This is a genomic window from Pseudomonas sp. BN415 (assembly GCF_029871195.1).
Lineage (GTDB): Bacteria > Pseudomonadota > Gammaproteobacteria > Pseudomonadales > Pseudomonadaceae > Metapseudomonas > Metapseudomonas resinovorans.
In genome coordinates this window covers 171,523-196,734 of sequence record NZ_SSOK01000012.1, presented here as the reverse complement: position 1 = coordinate 196,734, position 25,212 = coordinate 171,523, and the positions used below count along the sequence as shown (strand labels likewise).

General features: G+C 63.8%; 28 protein-coding genes. 26 read left to right on the top strand and 2 right to left on the bottom strand.

Annotated features, from left to right (window positions below):
* Window positions 1-206 precede the first annotated feature (206 nt).
* From flhA to E8F20_RS03865, 15 genes are all read left to right on the top strand, one after another.
* The gene (gene flhA, locus E8F20_RS03935; RefSeq protein WP_280282533.1) at window positions 207-2,330 is read left to right on the top strand and encodes a flagellar biosynthesis protein FlhA; all 2,124 of its coding nucleotides are present in this window, start codon (window positions 207-209) and stop codon (window positions 2,328-2,330) included.
* A 15-nt stretch (window positions 2,331-2,345) separates the two neighbouring features.
* The gene (flhF, locus tag E8F20_RS03930) at window positions 2,346-3,695 is read left to right on the top strand and encodes a flagellar biosynthesis protein FlhF (RefSeq protein ID WP_280282532.1); all 1,350 of its coding nucleotides are present in this window, start codon (window positions 2,346-2,348) and stop codon (window positions 3,693-3,695) included.
* A 69-nt stretch (window positions 3,696-3,764) separates the two neighbouring features.
* Window positions 3,765-4,598 carry a flagellar synthesis regulator FleN gene (fleN, locus tag E8F20_RS03925; protein WP_280282531.1) on the top strand — a complete coding sequence of 278 codons (834 nt, stop codon included), beginning with the start codon at window positions 3,765-3,767 and terminating at the stop codon, window positions 4,596-4,598.
* The gene (gene fliA / locus E8F20_RS03920; protein WP_280282530.1) at window positions 4,595-5,341 is read left to right on the top strand and encodes an RNA polymerase sigma factor FliA; all 747 of its coding nucleotides are present in this window, start codon (window positions 4,595-4,597) and stop codon (window positions 5,339-5,341) included. Before fleN ends, fliA begins: the two co-directional genes overlap by 4 nt.
* Window positions 5,342-5,424: 83 nt before the next feature.
* Entirely contained in the window at window positions 5,425-5,799 is a 375-nt protein-coding gene (locus E8F20_RS03915; RefSeq protein ID WP_003083073.1) for a chemotaxis response regulator CheY, read from the top strand.
* Between the two features lie 19 nt (window positions 5,800-5,818).
* A complete protein-coding gene (locus E8F20_RS03910; RefSeq protein WP_028626566.1) occupies window positions 5,819-6,607 on the top strand; it encodes a protein phosphatase CheZ in 789 nt (262 codons plus the stop codon).
* An 11-nt stretch (window positions 6,608-6,618) separates the two neighbouring features.
* A complete protein-coding gene (locus tag E8F20_RS03905; protein ID WP_280282529.1) occupies window positions 6,619-8,853 on the top strand; it encodes a chemotaxis protein CheA in 2,235 nt (744 codons plus the stop codon).
* Between the two features lie 44 nt (window positions 8,854-8,897).
* Window positions 8,898-10,001 carry a chemotaxis response regulator protein-glutamate methylesterase gene (locus E8F20_RS03900; protein WP_280282528.1) on the top strand — a complete coding sequence of 368 codons (1,104 nt, stop codon included), beginning with the start codon at window positions 8,898-8,900 and terminating at the stop codon, window positions 9,999-10,001.
* A 16-nt stretch (window positions 10,002-10,017) separates the two neighbouring features.
* A complete protein-coding gene (locus E8F20_RS03895) occupies window positions 10,018-10,758 on the top strand; it encodes a flagellar motor protein (RefSeq protein ID WP_280282527.1) in 741 nt (246 codons plus the stop codon).
* 10 nt (window positions 10,759-10,768) lie between these two features.
* Window positions 10,769-11,656 (top strand): flagellar motor protein MotD, encoded by an 888-nt coding sequence (gene motD, locus E8F20_RS03890; RefSeq protein WP_280282526.1) that lies wholly within the window; start codon window positions 10,769-10,771, stop codon window positions 11,654-11,656.
* 49 nt (window positions 11,657-11,705) lie between these two features.
* Window positions 11,706-12,494 carry a ParA family protein gene (locus tag E8F20_RS03885; protein WP_280282525.1) on the top strand — a complete coding sequence of 263 codons (789 nt, stop codon included), beginning with the start codon at window positions 11,706-11,708 and terminating at the stop codon, window positions 12,492-12,494.
* Window positions 12,495-12,581: 87 nt separating this feature from the next.
* Window positions 12,582-13,439 carry a CheW domain-containing protein gene (locus E8F20_RS03880; protein WP_280282524.1) on the top strand — a complete coding sequence of 286 codons (858 nt, stop codon included), beginning with the start codon at window positions 12,582-12,584 and terminating at the stop codon, window positions 13,437-13,439.
* A 94-nt stretch (window positions 13,440-13,533) separates the two neighbouring features.
* The gene (locus E8F20_RS03875; protein WP_016493839.1) at window positions 13,534-14,013 is read left to right on the top strand and encodes a chemotaxis protein CheW; all 480 of its coding nucleotides are present in this window, start codon (window positions 13,534-13,536) and stop codon (window positions 14,011-14,013) included.
* Between the two features lies 1 nt (window position 14,014).
* Window positions 14,015-14,425 (top strand): DUF2802 domain-containing protein, encoded by a 411-nt coding sequence (locus E8F20_RS03870; RefSeq protein WP_028626573.1) that lies wholly within the window; start codon window positions 14,015-14,017, stop codon window positions 14,423-14,425.
* A 144-nt stretch (window positions 14,426-14,569) separates the two neighbouring features.
* Window positions 14,570-15,007, top strand: a complete 438-nt coding sequence (locus tag E8F20_RS03865) for a rhodanese-like domain-containing protein (RefSeq protein ID WP_280282523.1) — start codon at window positions 14,570-14,572, stop codon at window positions 15,005-15,007.
* Here the strand turns inward: E8F20_RS03865 and E8F20_RS03860 are convergent.
* Window positions 14,988-15,317 (bottom strand): EscU/YscU/HrcU family type III secretion system export apparatus switch protein, encoded by a 330-nt coding sequence (locus tag E8F20_RS03860; protein ID WP_280282522.1) that lies wholly within the window; start codon window positions 15,315-15,317, stop codon window positions 14,988-14,990. The genes E8F20_RS03865 and E8F20_RS03860 overlap by 20 nt on opposite strands.
* 58 nt (window positions 15,318-15,375) lie before the next feature.
* The gene (locus E8F20_RS03855; protein WP_280282521.1) at window positions 15,376-16,914 is read right to left on the bottom strand and encodes a flagellar hook-length control protein FliK; all 1,539 of its coding nucleotides are present in this window, start codon (window positions 16,912-16,914) and stop codon (window positions 15,376-15,378) included.
* A gap of 151 nt (window positions 16,915-17,065) precedes the next feature.
* Here E8F20_RS03855 and ccmA point away from each other — a divergent pair, with 151 nt between their 5' ends.
* From ccmA to E8F20_RS03800, 11 genes are all read left to right on the top strand, one after another.
* Entirely contained in the window at window positions 17,066-17,701 is a 636-nt protein-coding gene (ccmA, locus tag E8F20_RS03850) for a cytochrome c biogenesis heme-transporting ATPase CcmA (protein WP_280282520.1), read from the top strand.
* A complete protein-coding gene (ccmB, locus tag E8F20_RS03845) occupies window positions 17,698-18,369 on the top strand; it encodes a heme exporter protein CcmB (RefSeq protein ID WP_028626578.1) in 672 nt (223 codons plus the stop codon). The genes ccmA and ccmB overlap by 4 nt, the downstream gene beginning before the upstream one ends.
* 70 nt (window positions 18,370-18,439) lie before the next feature.
* Entirely contained in the window at window positions 18,440-19,192 is a 753-nt protein-coding gene (locus tag E8F20_RS03840; protein WP_280282519.1) for a heme ABC transporter permease, read from the top strand.
* Window positions 19,192-19,368, top strand: a complete 177-nt coding sequence (ccmD, locus tag E8F20_RS03835) for a heme exporter protein CcmD (protein WP_028626580.1) — start codon at window positions 19,192-19,194, stop codon at window positions 19,366-19,368. Before E8F20_RS03840 ends, ccmD begins: the two co-directional genes overlap by 1 nt.
* Complete coding sequence (gene ccmE, locus E8F20_RS03830; protein ID WP_280282518.1) at window positions 19,365-19,811, top strand: cytochrome c maturation protein CcmE; 447 nt, start codon at window positions 19,365-19,367, stop codon at window positions 19,809-19,811. The genes ccmD and ccmE overlap by 4 nt, the downstream gene beginning before the upstream one ends.
* Window positions 19,812-19,815: 4 nt before the next feature.
* Window positions 19,816-21,789: a heme lyase CcmF/NrfE family subunit gene (locus E8F20_RS03825; protein ID WP_280282517.1), complete on the top strand. Its 1,974-nt coding sequence runs from the start codon at window positions 19,816-19,818 to the stop codon at window positions 21,787-21,789.
* Window positions 21,786-22,322, top strand: a complete 537-nt coding sequence (locus E8F20_RS03820) for a DsbE family thiol:disulfide interchange protein (RefSeq protein ID WP_280282516.1) — start codon at window positions 21,786-21,788, stop codon at window positions 22,320-22,322. The genes E8F20_RS03825 and E8F20_RS03820 overlap by 4 nt, the downstream gene beginning before the upstream one ends.
* On the top strand, window positions 22,319-22,807 hold the full coding sequence (locus E8F20_RS03815) for a cytochrome c-type biogenesis protein CcmH (protein WP_280282515.1): 489 nt from the start codon (window positions 22,319-22,321) through the stop codon (window positions 22,805-22,807). Before E8F20_RS03820 ends, E8F20_RS03815 begins: the two co-directional genes overlap by 4 nt.
* Window positions 22,804-24,015, top strand: coding sequence for a c-type cytochrome biogenesis protein CcmI (gene ccmI, locus E8F20_RS03810; protein ID WP_280282514.1), 1,212 nt, complete (start codon window positions 22,804-22,806; stop codon window positions 24,013-24,015). Before E8F20_RS03815 ends, ccmI begins: the two co-directional genes overlap by 4 nt.
* Window positions 24,012-24,461, top strand: a complete 450-nt coding sequence (locus E8F20_RS03805) for a hypothetical protein (RefSeq protein ID WP_280282513.1) — start codon at window positions 24,012-24,014, stop codon at window positions 24,459-24,461. Before ccmI ends, E8F20_RS03805 begins: the two co-directional genes overlap by 4 nt.
* A 179-nt stretch (window positions 24,462-24,640) precedes the next feature.
* Entirely contained in the window at window positions 24,641-25,189 is a 549-nt protein-coding gene (locus tag E8F20_RS03800; RefSeq protein ID WP_280282512.1) for a DUF4124 domain-containing protein, read from the top strand.
* The last annotated feature ends 23 nt before the right edge of the window (window positions 25,190-25,212 follow it).

The following is a 25,212-nucleotide window of genomic DNA, read 5'->3' as shown; positions in this document are numbered from 1 at the left end:
GAAGGCCTGCCCGGCAAAGTCCGATGGGGCAGCTTCGCTTCCCTTTGCGAATGAATTCGCCCCCACGGGAAGAGCTCCTTACTCCCTTGCAATCAACCCCTTAACGAAGTTGGAAAGCTTCTTGCACAGGGGGATCAAGACGCCGTCTGGCGTCAAAAGATTGGATGTGCGGGGCAATGCTTCGCGAAAGGGGTAGGGGAGTAGCAGTGGATCGTACGCAACTGATCGGCAATGTCCGCAACAACCTGGTGGGCATGGGGCGTGGCAACCTCGGCGTGCCGCTGCTGGTCCTGGTGATGCTGGGCATGATGACCCTGCCGGTGCCGCCGTTCCTGCTGGACGTTTTCTTTACCTTCAACATCGCCCTGTCCATCGTTGTGCTGCTGGTCAGCGTGTACGCCATGCGGCCGCTGGACTTCGCGGTCTTCCCCACCATCCTTTTGGTGGCGACCCTCTTGCGCCTGGCGCTGAACGTCGCCTCCACCCGCGTGGTACTGCTCCACGGCCAGGACGGTCACGACGCCGCGGGCAAGGTGATTCAGGCCTTCGGCGACGTGGTGGTGGGTGGCAACTACGTGGTTGGTGCCGTGGTCTTTGCGATCCTGATGATCATCAACTTCGTGGTGGTCACCAAAGGTGCCGGGCGTATCTCCGAGGTGAGCGCGCGTTTCACCCTGGATGCCATGCCCGGCAAGCAGATGGCGATCGACGCCGACCTCAACGCCGGCCTGATCGACCAGGCCGACGCCAAGAAGCGCCGTGCCGAAGTATCCCAGGAGGCCGACTTCTACGGCTCCATGGACGGTGCCAGCAAGTTCGTTCGCGGTGACGCCATCGCAGGTTTGCTGATCCTTTTCATCAACCTGATCGGTGGTGTGGCCATCGGCATGCTGCAGCATGGCCTGAGCTTCAGCGACGCCGGCCGAATCTATTCCCTGCTGACCATCGGTGACGGCCTGGTGGCGCAGATTCCTTCGCTGCTGCTGTCCACCGCGGCGGCGATCATGGTGACCCGCGTGTCCTCCTCCGAGGACATGGGCCAGCAGGTCAACCGTCAGATGTTCGCTTCGCCCAAGGCCCTGGCGGTGTCCGCTGCGATCCTTATCGCCATGGGCCTGGTGCCCGGCATGCCCCATGTGTCCTTCATCGGCCTGGGCCTGGTGGCTGCCGGTGGCGCCTGGTGGATTTGGCAGAAACAGAAGAAGGTCACGGAAGAGGCTGTCCAGGAAGAAAAGCGCCAGCAGGAGCTGTTGCCCGCCCAGCGCGCGCAGGAAACCAAGGAACTGGGTTGGGACGACGTGATCCCGGTCGACCTGGTGGGCCTGGAAGTCGGCTACCGGCTGATTCCGTTGGTAGACCGTAACCAGGGTGGTCAGTTGCTGGCGCGGATCAAGGGGGTTCGCAAGAAGCTGTCCCAGGAGATGGGCTTCCTGATGCCTTCGGTGCATATCCGCGACAACCTCGACCTGCTGCCCAACGCCTATCGCCTGACCCTGATGGGCGTCAGCGTGGCCGAGGCGGAGGTCTACCCGGACCGCGAGCTGGCGATCAACCCCGGCCAGGTGTTCGGCCCCCTCAATGGCGTCGCCGCCAAGGACCCGGCATTCGGGCTGGAAGCGGTATGGATCGACGCCAGCCAGCGCGACCAGGCGCAATCCCTCGGCTACACGGTGGTCGATGCGAGCACCGTGGTCGCTACGCACCTGAACCAGGTGCTGCACAAGCACGCTCACGAGCTGCTGGGCCATGAAGAAGTCCAGCAACTGATGCAGAACCTGGCCAAGAGTTCGCCGCGCCTCGCCGAAGAGCTGGTGCCGGGCATGATTTCGCTGTCGACCTTGCTGAAGGTGCTCCAGGCGCTGTTGCAGGAACAGGTGCCGGTACGCGACATCCGCACCATCGCCGAAGCCATCGCCAATGTGGCGCCCAAGAGTCAAGATCCCGCCGCTCTGGTGGCGGCGGTTCGCGTGTCGCTGGCCCGCGCAATCGTGCAAAGCATTGTGGGACTAGAGCCGGAGCTGCCTGTGATTACTCTGGAACCCAGGTTGGAACAGATATTGCTCAATAGTCTGCAGAAGGCCGGACAAGGTTCGGAAGATGGCGTTCTCCTCGAACCCGGAATGGCCGAGAAGCTGCAACGTTCCCTGGTGGAAGCGGCGCAGCGCCAGGAAATGCTCGGCAAGCAGGCGATCCTGCTGGTGGCCGGGCCTATCCGGGCGATGATGTCGCGCTTCGCAAGGCTCGCCGTGCCGACCATGCACGTACTGGCCTACCAGGAAATACCGGACAACAAGCAGGTCACCATAGTCGCGACTGTGGGGCAGAACTAACCGAGGTCAAAGACCATGCAGGTCAAACGCTTCTTCGCCGCCGATATGCGTCAAGCCATGAAGTTGGTGCGTGATGAACTGGGCGCGGATGCCGCCATCATCGGTAATCGTCGGGTCGCCGGCGGTGTCGAGCTGACCGCGGCGCTGGACTACCCGATGCCCGCTCCGGCCCCGAGCAAGCCCAACCCCGCGCTCGAGGCCGAGTTGCGCAAGACTCAGGCACGCATCGCCGAGGCGCAGGCCGAGCTGACCACCCGTGCCCAGGCTGACGCTGGCAAGGACCGTCAATTGTTCGCCGGCGAACCCCTGACCGCCATAGAGTCGGAATTGCCGGAAGCCGCCCTGGCCGCCGCCATGAGCCGCCCACGCCCGGTGACCCGCCCGGTGGAGCCGGTCAGTGCGCCCCGATCCGCCGCTGTAGACCAGGCTGCCCTGGATGCCATGCGTTTCGAGTTGAGCGGCCTGCGTGAACTGATCGAAGTGCAACTGGGCTCCATCGCCTGGGGCCAGATGCAGAGCCGTCGTCCGCAACAGGCCAGCCTCTGGCGCCGCCTACAGCGCATGGGGCTGCCGGCTGAACTGGCCCGCGCCCTGCTGGACAAGGTGGCCAAGGTCAACGAACCGCGTCAGGCCTGGCGCATGCTGCTGGCACACCTGGCCCATGCCATTCGCACGCCGCAGATCGAACCGATGGAAGAGGGCGGTGTGATTGCGCTGGTCGGCCCTGCCGGCATGGGCAAGACCACCACCCTGGCCAAGCTGGCCGCCCGCTACGTGCTCAAGTACGGCGCCCAGAGCGTCGCCCTGGTGAGCATGGACAGCTTCCGCATCGGCGCCCAGGAGCAGATCAAGACCCTTGGCCGCATTCTCAATGTGCCGGTGACCCTGGTCGATCCGGGTCAGTCTCTGACCCAGGCCCTGGCGCCGCTGGTCCGCAAGCGCGTGGTACTGATCGATACCGCCGGCCTGCCGGGCAACGATCCGGCCCTGGCCATGCAGCTCGAAGCCCTGGCCAGCCGGGCGATAAACGCGAAGAATTACCTGGTGATGGCCGCCACCAGCCAGAGCCAGGTGCTCAAGGCGGCCTATCACAGCTACAAACGTTGCGGCCTGGTCGGTTGCGTCATTACCAAGGCAGACGAAGCGGCCAGTCTGGGCGAGGTTTTGGGGCTGGCTATCGGCCAGCATCTCCCGGTAGCCTATCTGGCCGACGGCCCGCGAATTCCGGATGATCTGCAGGTTCCCCGCAGCCATCAGCTGGTGAGCCGCGCAGTCAGCCTCCAGGCGCCTGAAGACCCGAGTGAAGAGGCAATGGCCGATCTGTTCGCCGGCCTCTACCAGAATCCGGCGCGTCGCGCCGGTTGAAGAATTGTGAACCGCCCCCCGAGGGGCGGTGCTGGACCGCCAAATGGCCCCTAAGGCAAGGTATTTGAAATGGGTAGTATGCATCCCGTACAGGTGATCGCGGTGACCGGCGGCAAGGGCGGCGTCGGTAAGACCAACGTGTCGGTGAACCTTTCACTGGCCCTGGCCGAACTCGGCCGTCGCGTCATGTTGTTGGACGCCGACCTTGGCCTGGCCAATGTCGACGTCCTGCTCGGCCTCACCGCCAAGCGCACCCTGGCCGATGTGATCAATGGCGAATGTGACCTGCGCGACGTGCTGTTGCAGGGACCGGGGGGCATCCGCATCGTCCCGGCCGCCTCCGGCACCCAGAGCATGGTGCAGCTTTCGCCCATGCAGCACGCCGGCCTGATCCAGGCATTCAGCGATATCAGCGACAACCTCGACGTGCTGGTGATCGACACCGCCGCCGGCATCGGCGATTCGGTGGTCAGCTTCGTTCGCGCGGCCCAGGAGGTGATCGTGGTGGTCTGCGACGAGCCGACTTCGATCACCGACGCCTATGCGCTGATCAAGTTGCTCAACCGCGATTACGGCATGAGCCGCTTCCGCGTGCTGGCCAACATGGCCCACAGCCCGCAGGAAGGGCGCAACCTGTTCGCCAAACTGACCAAGGTCACCGACCGTTTCCTCGACGTCGCGCTGCAGTATGTGGGCGCTGTTCCCTATGACGAGTCGGTGCGCAAGGCCGTACAGAAGCAGCGTGCGGTCTATGAAGCCTTCCCGCGCTCGAAGTGCTCGCTGGCCTTCAAGGCCATCGCGCAGAAGGTCGACAGCTGGCCGCTGCCGGCCAATCCGCGGGGCCACCTGGAGTTCTTCGTCGAGCGGCTGGTCAAACAGCCCTCCGCGGAAAGCCCCGTATGACACCCGCCACTGGACTGCGTATGTACGGCAAGGCTCAGGCAAGGGATTCGCAACATCAGCTGATCGAGCGCTACGCGCCCCTGGTCAAGCGAATCGCCTATCACTTGCTTGCGCGCCTGCCGGCCAGCGTTCAGGTGGAAGACCTGATGCAGTCCGGGATGATCGGCTTGCTCGAAGCCTCGAAGAAATACGACAGCAGCAAGGGCGCGAGTTTCGAGACTTTCGCCGGCATCCGCATTCGCGGGGCCATGCTCGACGAGGTCCGCAAGGGCGACTGGGCACCGCGTTCGGTGCACCGCAATACCCGCATGGTGAGCGACGCCATCCGTACGATTGAAGCCAGAACAGGACGCGACGCTAAAGATCAGGAAGTTGCTGCCGAACTTGGATTGAGTCTCGAAGACTACTACGGCATCCTGAGCGACACCTTGGGCAGCCGCCTGTTCAGCTTCGACGACCTGTTGCAGGACGGCGAGCAGGGCGGCGTGCACGAGGACGCCGGTATCACCCAATTCTCACCTTCCCATGATCTGGAAGAAGACCGCTTCCAGGCTGCGCTGGCTGATGCCATCGCGAACCTGCCGGAGCGTGAGCGCCTGGTGCTGGCGCTGTATTACGACGAAGAACTGAACTTGAAGGAAATCGGTGAGGTGCTGGGGGTCAGCGAATCGCGAGTCAGCCAGTTGCATAGCCAGTGTGCGGCACGCCTGCGCGCAAGGCTCGCTGAATGGCGCGCGCGCTGAACGGCACACCACTGCCAGATTTGAACGGCGCACCCGGCAAGAGGGGCGTTTGAGACTGTACGGAGGTCGACTTGGACAAGAACATGAAAATCCTCATCGTTGACGATTTCTCGACGATGAGACGCATCATCAAGAACCTCTTGCGCGACTTGGGCTTCACCAATACCGCCGAAGCCGACGACGGCACTACGGCTCTGCCGATGTTGCACAGCGGCAACTTCGATTTCCTCGTGACCGACTGGAACATGCCCGGCATGACCGGCATCGACCTGCTGCGCGCGGTGCGTGCGGATGAGCGCCTGAAGCACCTGCCGGTCCTGATGGTGACCGCCGAGGCCAAGCGCGACCAGATCATCGAGGCGGCCCAGGCCGGGGTGAACGGCTATGTGGTCAAGCCTTTCACTGCCCAGGTCCTGAAAGAAAAAATCGAGAAGATCTTCGAGCGGGTCAACGGCTGATGTCGGCCGCGAGGGCACCATGGACCAGAACGAACACCTGCTGGGAGACTTCGAGTCGACCCTGAAAACCCGCGCGCGAGAATTGGTAGATAGCCTCGAGAAGGGCAATTTCACTGACGCCGTGCAACTCATCCACGAACTCAATCAGGTCCGTGACCGCGGCCTTTACCAGGAAGTTGGCAAGCTGACGCGCGAACTGCACAACGCCATCGTCAACTTCCAGATCGACCCGCACCTGCCGCACTCCCAGGAAATGTCGCAGATCGCTGACGCGACCGACCGGCTTTCCTATGTCGTGAAGATGACCGAGAAGGCCGCCAACCGCACCATGGATCTGGTGGAGGAAAGCGCGCCGCTGCTCAACGGCCTGAGCGATGAAGCCCAGCAGCTGGGGGATGAGTGGGGCCGCTTCATGCGCCGGGAAATCGGCGCGGACGGTTTCCGTGAACTGGCTCGCCGTATCGAACAGTTCCTCGCCCGCAGCCAGCGGGACACTGACGCGCTGTCCGGCAAGCTCAACGAAATCCTGCTCGCCCAGGATTACCAGGACCTCACCGGCCAGGTGATCAAGCGCGTGACCCAACTGGTGACCGAGGTGGAAAGCAACCTGGTCAAGCTGGTGCTGATGGCCAGCCAGGTGGATCGCTATGCCGGTATCGAACACGACCACAACGCGCTGCGCGCCGAACTGGAACAACAAAAAAGTCCTTCCAGGGGTGAAGGTCCGCAGATCCATGCCGATATACGTGAAGACGTGGTGTCCGGACAGGACGACGTCGACGATCTGCTATCCAGCCTAGGCTTTTAGGGAGCGCTCATATGAGCTTCGACGCCGATGAAGAAATCCTCCAGGACTTCCTGGTAGAGGCCGGCGAAATTTTGGAGCAACTCTCCGAGCAGCTGGTCGAGCTGGAAAGCCGCCCGGACGACATGGACCTGCTCAACGCGATTTTCCGTGGTTTCCATACCGTGAAAGGGGGGGCTGGTTTCCTCCAGCTCAACGCCCTGGTGGAGTGCTGCCACATCGCCGAAAACGTCTTCGACATCCTGCGCAAGGGCGAGCGCCGCGTGGATGCCGAGCTGATGGATGTGGTGCTGCAGGCGCTGGACACGGTCAACGAAATGTTCACCGAAGTGCGCGAGCGCAGCGAACCTACACCTGCCACTGCGGAGTTGCTGGCTGCCCTGTCGCGCCTGGCCGAGCCGGCTGGCGCCGAACCTGCGCCTGCTCCTGTGATCGAGGCGCCTGCTCCCGTCGAAGCGAACGCCGATATCACCGACAGCGAGTTCGAGCAGCTGCTGGACGCCCTGGGTGACAACGCAGGTGGCGTCGCCGAACCGGCCGCTGCTGCCGCTGATGAAATTACCGACGACGAGTTCGAAGCGCTGCTTGACCAGCTGCATGGCAAGGGCAAGTTCGTCGCTGCCGTGGAGCCGGAAGCCGCCATCTCCGCCCATGCCGCTAAGGCTGCTCCGGCTATGGCCGGCGCGGGTGACGAAATCTCCGACGATGAGTTCGAGGACCTGCTCGACCAACTGCACGGCAAGGGCAAGTTCAACGGCGCCACGGACGTGGCCGCGAGTGCTCCGGTCGCGCCGGTCACGCCTACTGCTTCGGCCGCGGCCGCGGCCGCGAACGGCGGCGAGAACATCACCGACGACGAGTTCGAAGCGCTGCTCGATCAGTTGCACGGCAAGGGCAAGTTCAACGGCGCCGCCGAAGAAGCGGTTGTCGCGCCTGCCGCGAGCCGCCCGGCTCCCGCGCCCGCACCGGTGCCCAAGCCCGCGGTCAAGGCCAAGGCTGAACCGGCGCCTGCCTCCGCACCTCGCCAACCGGCTGCGACCGCTGGCGGCAACGGCGCTGCTGGTCCGGCCGTGGCCAGCGAAGCGGAAACCACCGTCCGGGTGGATACCGCGCGCCTGGACGAGATCATGAACATGGTCGGCGAGCTGGTGCTGGTGCGTAACCGCCTGGTGCGCCTGGGCGCCAACAGCGGTGACGAGTCCATGGCGAAGGCCGTGTCCAACCTGGATGTGGTCACCGCCGACCTGCAGACCGCGGTGATGAAGACGCGGATGCAGCCGATCAAGAAGGTCTTCGGTCGCTTCCCGCGTCTGGTCCGCGACCTGGCACGCAACCTGAAAAAGGAAATCAACCTCGAACTCGTGGGCGAGGAAACCGACCTGGACAAGAACCTGGTCGAAGCCCTGGCCGACCCGTTGGTGCATCTGGTGCGCAACGCCGTCGACCACGGCATCGAGTCTCCCGAGGAGCGTGAGGTCGCTGGCAAGTCGCGCACCGGCCGGGTGGTGCTCTCCGCCGAGCAGGAAGGCGACCACATCCTCCTGATGATCACCGACGACGGCAAGGGAATGGATGCAGCCGTGCTGCGCGCCAAGGCGGTAGAGAAGGGGCTGCTGGACAAGGATGCTGCCGAGCGTCTGACCGAGCTGGAGTGCTACAACCTGATCTTCGCCCCGGGCTTCTCGACCAAGACCGAGATTTCCGACGTGTCCGGCCGCGGTGTCGGCATGGACGTGGTGAAGACCAAGATCTCCCAGCTCAATGGCACGGTGAACGTGTTCTCGCAGAAGGGCCACGGCTCGAAGATCGTCATCAAGGTTCCGCTGACCCTGGCGATCATGCCGACCCTGATGGTGATGCTGGGCAACCAGGCCTTCGCCTTCCCGCTGGTGAACGTCAACGAGATCTTCCACCTCGACCTGTCGCGCACCAATGTGGTGGACGGCCAGGAAGTGGTGATCGTCCGCGACAAGGCATTGCCGCTGTTCTATCTCAAGCGCTGGCTGGTGCGTGACGCGGCGGTGGAAGAGCAGGGCGAGGGCCATGTGGTGATCCTCTCCGTGGGCACCCAGCGCATCGGGTTCGTGGTCGACCAGTTGGTGGGTCAGGAAGAGGTGGTGATCAAACCCCTGGGCAAGATGCTCCAGGGCACGCCTGGCATGTCCGGCGCCACCATTACCGGCGATGGCCGTATCGCGCTGATCCTCGACGTGCCGAGCATGCTCAAGCATTACGCACGCCGCGGTTGATCTGGGGCGGCCAGGAATGGCCGCCTTCTAGGAGCTTTATTCTTATGGCAGTCAAGGTTCTGGTGGTGGATGACTCCGGGTTCTTCCGCCGCCGTGTCACGGAAATCCTTTCTTCCGACCCCAATATCCAGGTGGTCGGTACCGCCACGAATGGCCGTGAGGCCATCGACCAGGCGCAGGCACTCAAGCCCGACGTCATCACTATGGACTACGAGATGCCGATGATGGACGGCATCACCGCGGTGCGGCACATCATGCAGCGCTGCCCGACCCCGGTCCTGATGTTCTCCTCGCTGACCCACGAAGGCGCCCGCGTCACCCTTGACGCTCTGGACGCCGGTGCAGTGGACTTCCTGCCGAAGAACTTCGAGGACATCTCGCGCACGCCCGAGAAGGTCAAGCAGTTGCTCTGCGAGAAGGTCCACAGCATTGCGCGCAGCAACCGTCGCTACAGCAGCTTCAGTGCTTCGTCGCATACGACTCCGACGGCGGTACCGAGCACCCCGGCGCGTCCACTCCATGCGCCGGTGCAACCGAGCCACGCCGCCCCGGCGGCTCCGGCCAGTTCTGCGGCCCCAAAGCGTAAGGCCTACCGGCTGGTAGCCATCGGCACCTCCACCGGCGGGCCGGTTGCCCTGCAACGCGTGCTCACCCAATTGCCGGCCAATTTCCCTGCGCCCCTGGTGCTGGTCCAGCACATGCCGGCGGCCTTCACCAAGGCTTTCGCCGAGCGCCTGGACAAGCTCTGCCGGATTTCCGTCAAGGAAGCCGAGGACGGCGATGTGCTGCGCCCCGGCCTGGCCCTGCTGGCCCCCGGCGGCAAGCAAATGATGGTCGATACACGCGGTGTGGTTCGTATCCTGCCCGGTGACGAGCGCCTGAACTACAAGCCCTGCGTGGACATCACCTTTGGCTCCGCAGCCAAGTCCTACAACGACAAGGTCCTGGCGGTGGTGTTGACCGGCATGGGCGCCGATGGCCGTGAAGGTGCGCGTCTGCTCAAGCAGGGCGGCAGCCAGGTCTGGGCCCAGGACGAAGCCAGTTGCGTGATCTACGGCATGCCCATGGCGGTGGTGAAGGCCAACCTGGCCGACGCCGTCTATGGCCTGGATGACATCGGCCGCCACCTGGTCGAGGCGTGCATGTGATGGAGAAACCCAGGTAATGGATGTACTAAGCCTCATCGGGGTAATCCTGGCCTTCGTCGCCATCATCGGCGGCAATTACCTCGAAGGCGGCCACGCTGCGGCCCTGCTCAATGGGCCGGCGGCGCTCATCGTACTGGGTGGCACCCTGGGCGCAGCGTTCCTGCAGACGCCCATGAACATCTTCAAGCGCGCCCTGGTCATCATTCGCTGGATACTCTTCCCGCCCCAGGTCGACCTTGCCGGTGGCATCACCCGCGTAGTGAACTGGAGCATGACCGCGCGCAAGGAAGGCCTGTTGGGCCTGGAACCGGTCGCTGACAACGAATCCGATCCGTTCGCCCGCAAAGGCCTGCAGCTGCTGGTGGATGGCGCCGAGCCGGAGTCCATCCGCAGCATCCTTGAAGTCGACCTTTTCACCCAGGAAGGCCGCGACCTGCAGGCCGCCAAGGTGTTCGAGAGCATGGGCGGTTACGCGCCCACCATCGGCATCATCGGTGCCGTCATGGGCCTGATCCATGTCATGGGTAATCTGGCCGATCCCAGCCAGTTGGGCGGCGGCATCGCTGTGGCCTTCGTCGCGACCATCTATGGCGTCGGCTTCGCCAACCTGCTGCTGCTGCCCATCGGCAACAAGCTGAAATCCGTCGCGATGCGCCAGTCGCGTTACCGCGAAATGCTGCTGGAGGGCATTCTCTCCATCGCCGAGGGCGAGAACCCGCGCTCCATCGAACTCAAGCTTCAGGGCTTCATGGATTGAGGAACCGGCCATGGCGCGCAGGCGGCATCAGGAAGAACACGAGAATCACGAACGCTGGCTGGTGTCCTACGCGGACTTCATCACGCTGTTGTTCGCCTTCTTCGTGGTGATGTACTCCATTTCTTCGATCAACGAAGGCAAGTACAAGATTCTCTCGGAAACCCTGGTGGGCGTGTTCAACCAGCCGGATCGTTCGATCAAGCCGATACCGGTGGGTGAGGAAAAGCCCCGCACCACCGAGCCGGACCGGAGCATGGTGGAGGAAAGCGAACGCAGTCAGACCTCCATTGACGACCCGGGCGTCGACCCGCTGCAGGAAATTGCCCAGGGCGTGCGCGATGCCTTCGGCGACCTGATCAAGTCCGAGCAGTTGAACGTGCGTGGCAATGAACTCTGGGTGGAGATCGAGATGAACTCCAGCCTGCTGTTTCCCAGCGGTGACGCCATTCCCAATGATGCGGCCTTCAACCTCATCGAGAGGGTCGCCAGGATTCTGGCACCCTACGACAACCCGGTTCATGTCGAAGGCTTTACCGACAACCTGCCCATCGCCACGTCGCAGTTTCCGTCCAACTGGGAGCTGTCCGCGGCGCGTGCCGCGAGCATCGTGCGCATGCTGGCGATGGATGGTCTTGCAGCCAACCGCCTGGCTGCGGTGGGTTATGGTGAGTTCCAGCCGATTGCCGACAACGCCACCGCCGAAGGTCGGGCGCGCAATCGCCGGGTCGTGTTGGTGATTTCCCGCAATCTCGATGTGCGCCGCAGTGTAAGCGGTGTCGGCAGCGCCAATGCCAAACCGGATAGCGCCTTGCAGCGGGCTGGCACGCAACCTGCACCAGCAGCGCCAGCACAGGCCCCTGCAACGGGTGCCGTCAATTCCCCGTCACCGGCCCCGTAGGGCAGGTGCTGATTCTCGGCGCAGTAGCACAGCCGGGAGGATGATGAAGATGAGAGTCTGGGCAGTAGCCAACCAAAAAGGTGGAGTCGGCAAGACCACCACATCCATCGCCCTGGCGGGCCTGCTGGCCGATGCCGGCAAGCGAGTCGTGGTAGTGGACCTCGACCCGCATGGCTCGATGACCAGCTATTTCGGGCATGACCCGGATACGCTGGAACACAGCTGCTTCGACTTGTTCCTGCAACAAGGCACCGTGCCCGATGGCCTCCCGCGTGAACTGTTGCTGCAGACCAGCCACGAACGTATTTCCCTGCTGCCGTCCAGCACAGCGCTGGCGACACTGGAGCGTCAGTCGCCGGGGCAGAACGGCCTCGGGCTGGTGATCGCCAAGAGCCTGGCGCAACTCTGGCAGCAGTTCGACCACGCCATCATCGACAGTCCGCCACTGCTCGGCGTACTCATGGTCAACGCCCTGGCCGCGAGCCAGCAGCTGGTCATTCCGGTGCAGACCGAGTTCCTCGCAGTGAAGGGGCTGGAGCGCATGGTCAGTACCCTGGCCATGATCAACCGCTCGCGCAAGCAGGCGTTGCCGTACACCATCGTGCCGACCCTGTTCGACCGTCGGACCCAGGCGTCGCTCAATACCCTCAAGGTGCTGCGCAACAACTACCCGGAGAACCTCTGGCAGGCCTATATCCCGGTGGATACTCGCTTGCGGGATGCCAGTCGCGCCGGTGTCACGCCGTCCCAGTACGATGCCAACAGTCGTGGCGTGATCGCTTACCGAGCCTTGCTCAAGCACTTGCTCAGCCAACGGCCGGCTACCCAGGTGGCTTGAGATGAATCGCATCGTCGACCGCCGGAGCTCAAGTGAAGGGCGCCGCCTGCCGATAGGCTCTACAGATCAATCCTGTGGGTTCCCAACATGAGTCGTCCCCTCGCTACCGCTACCCGCCCGCAACTGGCCCTGCAGTCGTACCTGGATGCGTTGCTGCACGAGGCGTCGGTCGAGCTGGCCGAAAGCACCAGCCGGGAAGAGTTCGAAGCCGCGGTGCTGGAAGAGCAGGTCCGCGATGCACGACTGACCCGCGTGCTGGAGGCTGCGTCTGTGCGGGCGCTCGAGCCGCTGGCCGCACCGGTACTGGTTGCGCCGGAGCCGGAAGTGGAGCCGCTGCTGGTCCTGGAACCGGAAGTCCTCATGCCGACTGTGGCCGAGGCCAGGCCCGAGACCGTGCAGGCGCGCGTTGAACCGCTGGTGGAACTCGGTATGCCGGGCGCACTCCAGTCCGATGTTCCGGCACTGGTCGCCGGTGGGCGCCCGGCGTGGGGCGAAGAGCCCTTCGAGTGCCTGCTGTTCGATGTCGCCGGCCTGACGCTGGCCGTTCCGTTGGTGTCCCTTGGCTCCATTTACCCGCTGGCCGGGCAGGAGCTGACGCCTTTATTCGGGCAGCCGGACTGGTTCCTCGGCATACTGCCGTGCCAGGCGGGCAACCTGAAGGTGCTGGATACCGCGCGCTGGGTGATGCCCGAACGCTACCGCGACGATTTCCGCGAAGGCCTGCAGTACGTGATTTCGGTGCAGGGTTACGAGTGGGGGTTGGCGGTGCACCAGGTCAGCCGCTCCATCCGCCTGGACCCGAATGAAATCAAATGGCGCAGCCAGCGTAGCCAAAGGCCCTGGTTGGCCGGTACCGTGATCGAACATATGTGTGCGTTGCTGGACGTTTCCGCACTGGCCGAGCTGATCGCCAGCGGCGCCACCAAGCGCATGTCGCTGAATTGAGGGGGAGGCCCTGTGCCGTACGGGGCCCCATGAACACAACAGCGGGAATAACCCGCGACCGCCGCCCAGGGTGGCTCAAGAGAGGCTAGGGAACATGAAGAAATCGTCCGCTCAAGGTGCCGAAGATCCCATCCTGCAATGGGTGACTTTCCGCCTGGACAACGAAACCTACGGCATCAACGTGATGCAGGTGCAGGAAGTCCTGCGTTACACCGAGATCGCACCGGTGCCGGGGGCGCCGAGCTACGTGCTGGGTATCATCAACCTGCGCGGCAACGTAGTGACCGTGATCGACACCCGTCAACGCTTCGGTCTCGGCCCGGCGCCGGTGACGGACAACACCCGCATCGTCATCATCGAGGCTGACAAGCAGGTGGTCGGCATCCTGGTCGACAGCGTGGCCGAGGTGGTCTATCTGCGCCAGTCGGAGATCGAGACTGCACCCAATGTCGGCAATGACGAATCCGCCAAGTTCATCCAGGGCGTCTGCAACAAGAACGGCGAGCTGCTGATCCTCGTCGAGCTGGACAAGATGATGAGCGAAGAAGAGTGGTCGGAGCTGGAGAGTATCTGAGTTGATCTGGATTGCACTGCTCGCGGTGGCCCTTGCCCTGGCCTGCATCGGCTTGGGCGTGACTTGCTACTGGCTGGCCAAGCGCCTGCGCCAGGAAGTAGAGGCGCAGGCCCAGCGCGACGCAGTGCGCGACCAGAAGTTCAAGGATCTGGGACGTCGCCTCGACGCCTATCTGGAAGGCAGCGTGCGCATGGGCGAGGAGCTCCACGAGCTACGCCGCGTGGTGGCACCCTTGCCGGACAAGCTCAGCCGGATCGAACAGCGTGACCCCAGCAGCCTTTCCTTCTCGCAGGCTGCGCGCTTGGTGGGACTTGGCGCCAGCGTCGACGACCTCACCCATTCCTGTGGCCTGACCAAGGCCGAAGCCGAGTTGGTAAGCAAGCTGCACCAGGCCCAGAAGGATCGCGGCTGACCTTTGTCCCCGAAATCCGGACTCGGCGCGTCTTAGTGCCCGCTGTTCTTAAGCCATTCCTGTTCCATTCCAATCGTTCCGAATCCCCCCCGTACGCCTGACCTAAGCTGAAATTCCGGGGCTTCTCTCCGGGGAGGTCCGGCGATGCGTCTACTTCCAATTCTGCTCTTGTGCCTGGTGCCTTATCTACACGCCCAGGAAGCCCCCATGGAAGTAGAGGGCGCCATGACGGTCAACGTGCTGCAGGCTCGCTACCTGTATGAGCGCGGGGCGATATTCATCGATGTGCGACCGACCCGCGAATGGACCTGGGGTCATATCCACGGTGCCCTGCATCTCGACCTGCTCGACCGTTTCAGTGACCTGGCCCAGCCGCAATGGCCGCGCCAGATGCCCCTGGTGATCTACTGCGACAGCGAGGTCTGCCCCCACGGCGCGGAAGCCGTGAGGATGGCGGTGAGCTGGGGTTACCGGCAGGTCTTCTATTTCCGCGAGGGTTACTTCGCCTGGCAACTGCAGGACTTCCCCCAGGGCAAGGGCCTGGAGGGCGAGCGCCTGGTGTTCAATCGGCCGGTCCGCTGAGCAGGGGAGGGGGCGCAGAGACGTCGCGCTCGGCGTCGGGGTCGAAGCCGGCCGGACACTTGCCCCTGAGGTACCAGGCGAAGGCGATGATCTCCGCGATGGTGCGGTAGAGCGCGTCGGGAATGGCGTCCCCCAGTTCCAGTCGCGCCAGCAGGCGCACCAGTTCGGCGTTCTCGTAGATGGGCACCTCGTACTCGCGGGCGATGGCGAGGATGGCTTCAGCCAGCTCGTCGTCACCCTTGGCAGTCAGGTTGGGGGCGCTGACGCCGTCGTAGGAGAGGGCGATGGCCTGGCGCGGTTTCTTGCTCATCCCGACTTCCTGGCAAATGTGAAGCCGACGAAGCTGAACGCATTCAAGGGCGTGGGAATCATGCTGTTTCGTCCACCCAGCGCTGTTCCAGGTTGGTTCTCTGTCCGCGGGGTGGTTTGCCCTGGGTGCAGGCCAGATCGCCGACGGTGAGTCCGGCCGCCAGCAGGCGCTCGCGAAGGTTCGGTAGTTCGCGGTCGATCAATCCGGCGGTGTCGGCGCGTTCTGCCCAGAGTTGGCTGGACAGACTGCCCTGCGCCAGTTGGGCCTGGACCTGTAGTGGTCCAAGCGGCTCCAGGTCGAAGGCGAGTTCGATGCGCCAGAGGCTTTCCTTGCGTTCGTTCTTCTCCTGCCGGCTGTCTTGCTCCTGTTGCAGTTTTATCTGTAGCGGAACGATTTCCTGCTGATTGCGCATCGGCACTTCCAGTTGCCAGGTGGTCAGCAAGTTGCCTTCGGGGGTCACCTGGGTCTGGGCCAGGCTGGAAAGCTGGTGAGTCTGCAGTCGGGACACGGCAGCCGCAGCCAGTTTGAGCAGGGTTTCCAGATCGCCTTCTTCCTCGGCTGTCTGCGCCAGGCGCGAAGGCAGGGGAAAGCTCAGCGCCTGCTGGCGGGCGTTGGCCTGGCCGAGGGCGCCCAGGGCACTACGAATGAAGGCCGGCAGGGCCTGGGCCATGGCGTTGCTGGTGCCTGTGGTCGGCAGGGCGCCAGGCGTTGGCAGGGCTGGCAGCAGTTGCGCGACCAGGCGCAGCAGGTTGGCCTTGAAGTCCTGCGGCAGGGCGCTGGTCTGACCGCCCAGCAGGCGTGACTCCAGCAGGGCGCCGCTGTTCTCCAGGGCTGCGGCCAGTACCTTGGGGTCACCGAGCTGACGGATGTCGGGCAGGGCGCCGAGCAATTTATCCATGGCGGCCCGCAGGTTTTCCGGCAGGTTCTGCCGGCCGGTGGTCTGCAAGGCCCCGATCAGCACGTCGAGCGAGCCCTGACGGCTCTGCTGCCCGGCCAGTTGCTGAGTGAGTTCGAGCTGATCCAGCTGCGCCGCCAGGGGCAGAAACTGCAGCATCTGGCTGCCCTGGACCTGGGCGCTGAGCAGGCTGCCGATCGCCAATGGCCGTGGGCTCTCGATATTCAGCTGGTTTCCAGCCAGAGGGGTGTTGAGGACATTGACCAGCACCTTGTAGACCGCTGCCTGGGCCTTGCCTTGGGCCGTCAGTTCGCTGGACACCACCTTGCCCTGGACCAGGGTACCCACGGGCAGCAGATCGAGGTCGAGACTGCCGAGGGCGCGTTCGCCGCCTTTGAGGGCCATGGTCAGGCGGGTATCCGAGAGCGCGGTGACATTAAGCAGGCTGCCCTGGACCAAGGGGCGCGGGCTGCTGGCTTCCAGGGTGGTCTGGGTGCCATTGGCCAGAGTCAGCTTGAGCAGCACCTGGAAGCTCTGTGCCGCTTCTTTCAGGGCAATGACTTCGGCATCGGCACTTTCGCCGGCAGCCAGCAGGCCGTCCAGGGGCTGCAGGAGCTTGAGCGCCATGTCCACCGCGTTCTGCACGGGGCGGGAAACGGGCTGGCTGGGGGGGAGAGGGCGCACGCCGCTGATTTCGGTCATGAAAGGGTTACAACCTGTCGAAAAAGCTCGCTTCGGGGGTGGGGTGTGGCATGTATAATGCCGCCCCGTCCGGGTCGGCCGCGAGCTTTGGAGTTCTCCATTATAGCGGCCGGCACCTCCCTGACTTGAATACACCCCGGGTATCCATGCCGTGACCAGTCCCTATCTCGAGACCGTGGCCCTCGCCTGCGAGCGGGACTGGCGTCTGCTGTTCGAGCGGCTGGACCTGCAACTGGCCCGGGGCGAGATGCTCCAGGTCGCCGGCCCCAACGGCAGCGGCAAGACCAGCCTGTTGCGCCTGCTCTGCGGCCTGATGCAGCCCACCGCCGGGGAAGTCCGCCTGAACGGCAAGCCGCTGGCCAGCCAGCGCAGCGAACTGGCGCGCAACCTCCTCTGGATCGGCCATGCCGCTGGCATCAAGGGGTTGCTGACCCCAGAAGAAAATCTGCGCTGGCTCTGTGCCCTGCACCAGCCCGCCGAGCGCGACGCCATCTGGCATGCGCTGGAAGCCGTGGGCTTGCGCGGTTTCGAAGACGTACCCTGCCATACCTTGTCCGCCGGCCAGCAGCGCCGCGTTGCCCTGGCACGCCTGTACCTGGATGCGCCGCCCCTGTGGATTCTCGACGAACCCTTCACCGCCCTCGACAAACAGGGTGTCGCCCAGTTGGAGTTGCACCTGGCGCGGCATTGCGAGCAGGGCGGATTGGTGGTGTTCACGACTCACCACAGCATGGGCCATGTGCCTTCCGGTTATCGCGAACTTGACCTGGGGCAGCGCCGCGCATGAGCAACGTCTTTACCTTGCTGGTTGCCCGGGAAGCCCGCCTGCTGGTACGCCGTCCGGCGGAATTGGCTAACCCTCTGGTGTTCTTCGCCATAGTGGTCGCATTGTTCCCCCTGGCTGTTGGCCCCGAGACCCAATTGTTGCAAAGCCTTTCCCCCGGCCTTGTATGGGTAGCGGCCCTGTTGGCCGTGCTGCTCTCGCTGGACGGGCTTTTCCGCAGTGATTTCGAAGATGGTTCGCTGGAACAGTGGGTCGTTTCGCCGCACCCCCTGCCGCTTCTGGTGTTGGCCAAGGTGCTGGCACACTGGCTGTTTTCCGGATTGGCCCTGGTATTGCTGGCACCGTTGCTGGCGCTGATGCTCGGTCTGCCGGCACGCTGCCTGCCGGTGCTGTTGCTCTCGCTGCTGCTCGGTACGCCGGTGTTGAGCCTGCTGGGTGCCGTGGGCGCCGCGCTGACTGTAGGCCTCAAACGTGGCGGCCTGCTGCTGGCATTGCTGATCCTGCCGCTGTACATCCCGGTGCTGATTCTTGGCAGCGGAGCGTTGCAGGCGGCCCTGCAAGGACTGCCGACAGTCGGCCACCTGTTGTGGCTGGCGAGTCTCACCGCCCTGGCGGTGACCCTGACACCCTTTGCCATTGCCGCCGGCCTGACCATCAGTGTCGGCGAATAAGAAACAGAGTTGCCCTGATGAGAAAACTGCCGATGTCCGAAATGGCCTCAGCGCCAAGCAGGTGGCCCCGATGAACTGGACGTGGTTCCACAAGCTTGGCTCGCCGAAATGGTTCTACGGGATCAGCGGCCGCTGGCTGCCCTGGTTCGCCTGGGGCGCGGTGAGCCTGATCACCCTCGGCCTGGTCTGGGGCCTGGCCTTCGCACCGCCTGACTACCAGCAGGGCAACAGCTTCCGCATCATCTATATCCACGTGCCGGCAGCCTTCCTCGCCCAGTCCTGCTACATCATGCTCGCCGTGTGCGGGGTGGTTGGCCTGGTCTGGAAGATGAAACTGGCCGACGTCGCCTTGCAGGCCGCCGCGCCCATCGGCGCCTGGATGACCTTCGTCGCGCTGGTCACCGGTGCCATCTGGGGCAAGCCTACCTGGGGCGCCTGGTGGGTCTGGGATGCCCGCCTTACGTCGATGCTCATCCTTCTTTTCCTGTACTTCGGTGTCATTGCCCTCGGCCAGGCGATCAGCAATCGTGACAGCGCCGCAAAGGCCTGCGCAGTGCTGGCCATCGTCGGCGTAATCAACATCCCGATCATCAAGTACTCGGTGGAGTGGTGGAACACCCTGCACCAGCCGGCCACCTTCAAGATCACCGAGAAGCCGGCCATGCCGCCGGAAATGTGGTTGCCGCTGCTGATCATGGTGCTCGGCTTCTACTGCTTCTTCGGTGCCGTGATGCTGATGCGGATGCGCCTGGAGGTGCTCAAGCGCGAGTCCCGCGCCAGTTGGGCCAAGGCCGAGATTCAGGCACAAGTGGGTAAGGTCTGATGAGTTTTTCTTCCTTCACCGAATTTCTCGCCATGGGTAACCATGGTCTGTATGTCTGGACCGCCTATGGCATCAGCCTCGCGGTACTGGCCATCAACGTCGCCATGCCATTGATAGCGCGGCGCCGTTACCTGCAAGACGAGGCGCGTCGTTTGCGCCGGGAGGAGTCGAAGTGAATCCGGTACGCAAGAAGCGCCTGTTCATCATCCTGGCCATCGTGGCGGGTGTGGGCGTCGCCGTGGCGCTGGCGCTGTCCGCGCTGCAGCAGAACATCAATCTGTTTTACACCCCGACCCAGATCGCCAACGGCGAGGCCCCGCAGGACACCCGTATTCGTGCTGGCGGAATGGTCGAGAAGGGCTCTGTGCAACGCACCGGCGACTCTCTGGACGTGCAGTTCGTGGTCACCGACTTCGCCAAGAGCGTGACCATCCGCTACCACGGCATCCTTCCCGACCTGTTCCGCGAAGGGCAGGGCATTGTTGCCCTCGGCAAGCTCAACGCCGACGGCGTGCTGGTGGCTGACGAGGTACTGGCCAAGCACGACGAGAACTATATGCCGCCGGAAGTGACCAAAGCCCTCAAGGAAAGTGGCCAACTCCCGAAGAAGGAGGGGTGATCTGATGATTCCCGAACTTGGCCATTTGGCCCTGATCCTTGCTCTGTGCCTGGCCGTCGTGCAGGCAACTCTGCCGCTGATCGGCGCCTGGCGCGGCGACCGCCAGTGGATGAGTCTGGCCCAGCCGGCCGCCTGGGGGCAGTTCGCCTTCCTGGCCTTCGCCTTCGGTTGCCTGACCTACGCCTTCATGGTGGATGATTTCTCGGTGGCTTATGTCGCCAGCAACTCCAATAGCGCGCTGCCCTGGTACTTCAAGTTCAGCGCCGTCTGGGGGGCTCATGAAGGCTCGTTGCTGCTCTGGGCAATGATTCTCGGCGGCTGGACCTTCGCCGTGGCGATTTTCTCCCGGCAGTTGCCGGAAGTGATGCTGGCTCGCGTGCTGGCCGTGATGGGCATGATCAGCATCGGTTTCCTGCTGTTCCTGATCGTCACCTCCAACCCCTTCAATCGCCTGCTGCCGAACATGCCGGCCGACGGTAATGATCTCAACCCGCTGCTGCAGGACTTCGGCCTGATCGTCCACCCGCCGATGCTCTACATGGGCTACGTCGGCTTCTCCGTGGCCTTCGCCTTCGCCATTGCCGCGCTGCTTGGCGGCCGTCTCGATGCCGCCTGGGCACGCTGGTCGCGGCCGTGGACCATCATTGCCTGGGCTTTCCTCAGCGTCGGCATCGTGCTCGGCTCCTGGTGGGCCTACTACGAGCTCGGCTGGGGCGGCTGGTGGTTCTGGGACCCGGTGGAAAACGCCTCCTTCATGCCCTGGCTGGTCGGCACGGCGCTGATACATTCCCTGGCAGTGACCGAGAAGCGCGGCGTGTTCAAGAGCTGGACCGTGCTGCTGGCCATCGCGGCGTTCTCCCTTAGCCTGCTGGGCACCTTCCTGGTTCGTTCCGGTGTGCTGACGTCGGTCCACGCTTTCGCGACCGATCCGGAGCGCGGGGTCTTCATCCTCGCCTTCCTGCTGTTGGTGGTAGGCGGTTCCCTGGCGCTGTTCGCCGTTCGCGCACCAGTCGTCAAGAGCCAGGTGGGCTTTGCCCTCTGGTCCCGCGAGACCCTGCTGCTGGTGAACAATCTGGTGCTGGTGGTCGTGGCCTCGATGATCCTGCTCGGCACCCTCTACCCATTGGTACTGGACGCCCTGACCGGCGCCAAGCTGTCGGTCGGCCCGCCGTACTTCAATGCCCTGTTCGTGCCGTTGATGGGGATCCTCATGCTGGCCTTGGCCGCAGGCGTCCTGGTGCGCTGGAAAGACACCCCGGTCAAATGGCTGCTCGGCATGCTCGGCCCGGTACTGATCGGCAGCTTGGTGCTCGGCGTGCTGGCGGCGTTCCTCTATGGCGACTTCCACTGGGCTGTGCTGGCCGTCGGCTTCCTGGCCGCCTGGGTGGTCCTGGCCGGTGTCCGCGATCTGGTGGACAAGACGCGCCACAAAGGCCTGCTCAAAGGCGCCAGTGGCCTGACGCGCAGCTACTGGGGCATGCAATTGGCCCATGCAGGTATCGCTGTCTGCGCATTGGGTGTCGTGCTCTCCAGCCAATACAGCGCGGAGCGCGATCTGCGCCTGGCACCGGGTGAGTCCGTGGAGCTCGGCGGTTACCGCTTCCTGTTCGAGGGTGCGGCACACCATGAAGGCCCGAACTTCACCTCCGATAAAGGCACCGTCATCGTCTTTGACGGCAACAAGCAGATTTCCGTGCTGCATCCAGAGAAACGCCTCTACACCGTGCAACAGTCCGTGATGACCGAGGCAGGCATCGATGCAGGCTTCACCCGCGACCTCTACGTCGCGCTTGGCGAGCCCCTGGAAAATGGCGCCTGGGCAGTGCGTGTGCATGTGAAGCCTTTCGTTCGCTGGATCTGGCTGGGCGGCCTGCTGATGGGCCTTGGTGGCGTGCTGGCGGCGACTGACCGCCGCTACCGGGTGAAAGTGAAGACCCGCGTCCGCGAGGCGCTGGGCATGGCTGGAGCCCAAGCATGAAACGTCTGATCCTGGTCCTGCCGCTGCTGGCTTTCCTCGGCATCGCACTGTTCCTCTACCGTGGCCTGTTCCTCGATCCTGCCGAGCTGCCTTCGGCCTTGATAGGCAAGCCGTTCCCGGCCTTCTCCCTGCCCAACGTCACCGGCGAGCGTACGCTCACCGAGGCCGACCTCAAGGGCAAGCCGGCGCTGGTCAATGTCTGGGGCACCTGGTGCGTATCCTGCCGCGTCGAACACCCGGTCCTGAACAAGCTGGCGCAGATGGGCGTAACCATCTACGGCGTCAACTACAAGGATGACAATGCTGCCGCGTTGAAATGGCTGAAGGAGTTCCACAACCCCTACCAGCTGGACATTCGCGACGAACAGGGCAGCCTTGGCCTGGACCTGGGCGTCTACGGTGCACCGGAAACCTTCCTGATCGACAAGGACGGCATCATTCGCCACAAGTTCGTCGGCGTGATCGATGAAGTCGTCTGGCGTGAACAACTGGCGCCGCTTTACCAGGCCCTGGTGGACGAGGAGGGCAAATGAAGCGCCTGATCGCCACAGTCCTGTTGGGCCTGGCCCTGACTGGCCTCGCCCGTGCTGCAATCGACACTTACGAGTTCAAGGATGAGGTCGAGCGCGAGCGCTTCCGCACCCTCACCGAAGAGCTGCGTTGCCCCAAGTGCCAGAACCAGAACATCGCTGACTCGAACGCGCCCATTGCGACCGACCTGCGCCGCGAGATCTTCCGTATGCTGGAAGAGGGCAAGAGCAACGACGAGATCGTCGACTACCTCGTCGCCCGCTATGGCGACTTCGTGCGCTACAAGCCACCGGTCAACGCCCGCACCCTGCTGCTCTGGTACGGCCCTGCCGGCCTGCTGGTGGGTGGCTTGGTCGTGCTGGGCATCATCGTCGTGCGCCGTCGTCGGGTCGAGAGCACCCCTGCCAAGGTCATGCTTTCCGCCGATGAGCAGGTTCGCCTCGACGCCCTGCTGAACTCCGAGAACCAGGACAAGAAAGACCCATGATCGATTTCTGGCTCGCCGCCGGCCTGCTCCTGCTGGTCGCCCTGGCTTTCCTGCTGATTCCCGTGCTGCGCGGCCGCAAGGCCCAGACCGAGGAAGACCGTACCTCCCTGAACGTTGCCCTCTACCAGGAACGCCTGGATGAAATGGACGCCCAGCGCGCCGTCGGCACGCTGACTGCCGAGCAGTTCGAGGCTGGACGCGCCGAGGCCGCTCGCGAGCTGCTGGCCGATACCGAAGGGGCGGACATCGGCCGCTCCTCTCGTTTGGGCAAGGCCCTGCCGCTGCTGTTTGCCGTGTTGGTGCCGGTGCTGGGTTTTGGCCTCTACCTGCACTGGGGCGCCAGCGACAAAGTGGAGTTGACCCGCGAGCTGCGTGAGCAGCCCCGCAGCATTGAAGAAATGACTTCGCGTCTGGAACGTGTGGTCGAGGCACAGCCGGAGTCCGCCGAAGGCTGGTACTTCCTCGGCCGCACCTACATGGCCCAGGATCGGGCCGCCGATGCTGCGCGCGCCTATGAACAGGCAGTCAGACGGGGTGGTCGTGAACCCGAGCTGCTGGGGCAATGGGCCCAGGCGCTGTACTTCGCCAGCCAGAAGAAGCTGACCCCCGAGGTCAAGGCCCTGACTGAAGAGGCGCTGAAGGCTGATCCCAAGGAAATCACCAGCCTTGGTCTGCTCGGCATTGCCGGTTTCGAGGAAGGCCGCTACCAGGAGGCGATCACCTACTGGGAGCGTCTGATCAACCAGCTGCCGGCTGACGACCCCTCCCGCGGCGCCCTGCAGGGCGGCATCGACAAGGCCCGTGAGAAGCTCAAGGAAAGCGGCGTGGCCGTCGAGGAGCCTGCAGTCGCTCCGGCACCGGCCGGTGCCGAGTTGAAGGTGCGCGTCGACCTGGCGGCGTCGCTCAAAGACAAGGTGCAGCCCGGCGACAGCGTGTTCATCTTCGCCCGCGCCACCTCCGGCCCGCCCATGCCGCTGGCTGTCAAGCGCATGACCGTGGCCGACCTGCCGGCGGAAGTCAGCCTGAGCGACGCGGACGCCATGATGCCGCAGCTCAAGCTCTCCAACTTCCCGCAGGTGCAGTTGGTCGCCCGGATCTCCCGTAGTGGCAATGCGACCGCCGGGGAATGGATAGGAAGCAGTTCGCCGCTGTCTACTGGTTCGTCGGATACCCAACGACTGACCATCGACAGCCCGGACAAGAAATGACCACCCACACCGCGCTTCCGGCAGTACCGAACCCCCGCTTCGGTCTGCCCCTGATCTGCCTTCTCCTGACCTTGGCCGGCTGTGCTGGCCAGGGTCCGTACCACGAGCCCGACGAGCCTGAGTGGGAACCTTCCCGCAAACCGCCCGCGGTTCAGACCCCTCCCCAGAGCCGTCCCTTGCCGCCACCGCCGCCACAGTCGCAGCCGCCCAAGCAGGCGCCGCGATTGAAGGCGCACCCGCGCTTCGCCCCGCCTCCGGGTGGCAATTGCTATTGGGACACCGGGCTAGGCGTCTATGTGCTGGAAGGCCAGCGCAACGTGTTCTATCGCGAGCGCGTCTACTACCGCTGGGATAACGGCTGGAGCTACTCCAACGGCCCTCAAGGTCCATGGCAGCCCACTGACGCCAGCGGCGTGCCGGCCGGATTGGGGCGAACGTTTCGTTGAGTCCTTCAGGGATTCCCGGACCTGGTGGTTGAGCCAAGTAAAGCCCAAGCATTCCGGCTTCCTGCCGTTCAACCACCATGGACCTTAGGAGACGCCCACCACATCCCTGAAGCACTTCTGTTGCTCCTGTTAATCAGCTTCTGTAGTGTGCTGGCATTCCGCCATCTTGGAGGTCGTGGATGCTGCCTCGTTTTGTGTTTGTCGCCCTTGCCCTGTTATTGGCCCAGCCACTCGCCGCCCAGGTCTATCAGTGGCGCGATGCCGATGGAAAGGTGCATTTCACCGACACGCCGCCGCCCCAGAGCCGCGCGGTGGAGAGCGGTCATTTGCAGGTCAACAGCATGGATGCCGTGCCGACCGCGCAACTGGAACCCGTCGCCGAGGCTGAGCCGCAAGCGCGCTCGCTGAACCCGGGCCAGCTCCACCAGAAGGGTATGCAACAGTGCTCCACGGCCATCGCGCGGATGCCCTCGCTGATCAACGAGACCCAGAAGCTCGGCCGCGATGCGGTGCGCAAGCAGAAGATCACGCAGAACCAGCTGGACAAGGCCATGTTCAAGATGGACGACTTCTACAAAGGCCTGAAGCGTAACGAGCGGGAATGCGTGAGCGAGTACGTCGCCAGCGAAAAGACCCGCAACTCGGTGGACTGCCTGGCCGATACACCCGACGTACTGACGTTCGGCCAGTGCATGCAGTTCGCAGAGTGGTCTGAAACCTTCAAATAGCCCTCAGGATTTCTCCGGGACAC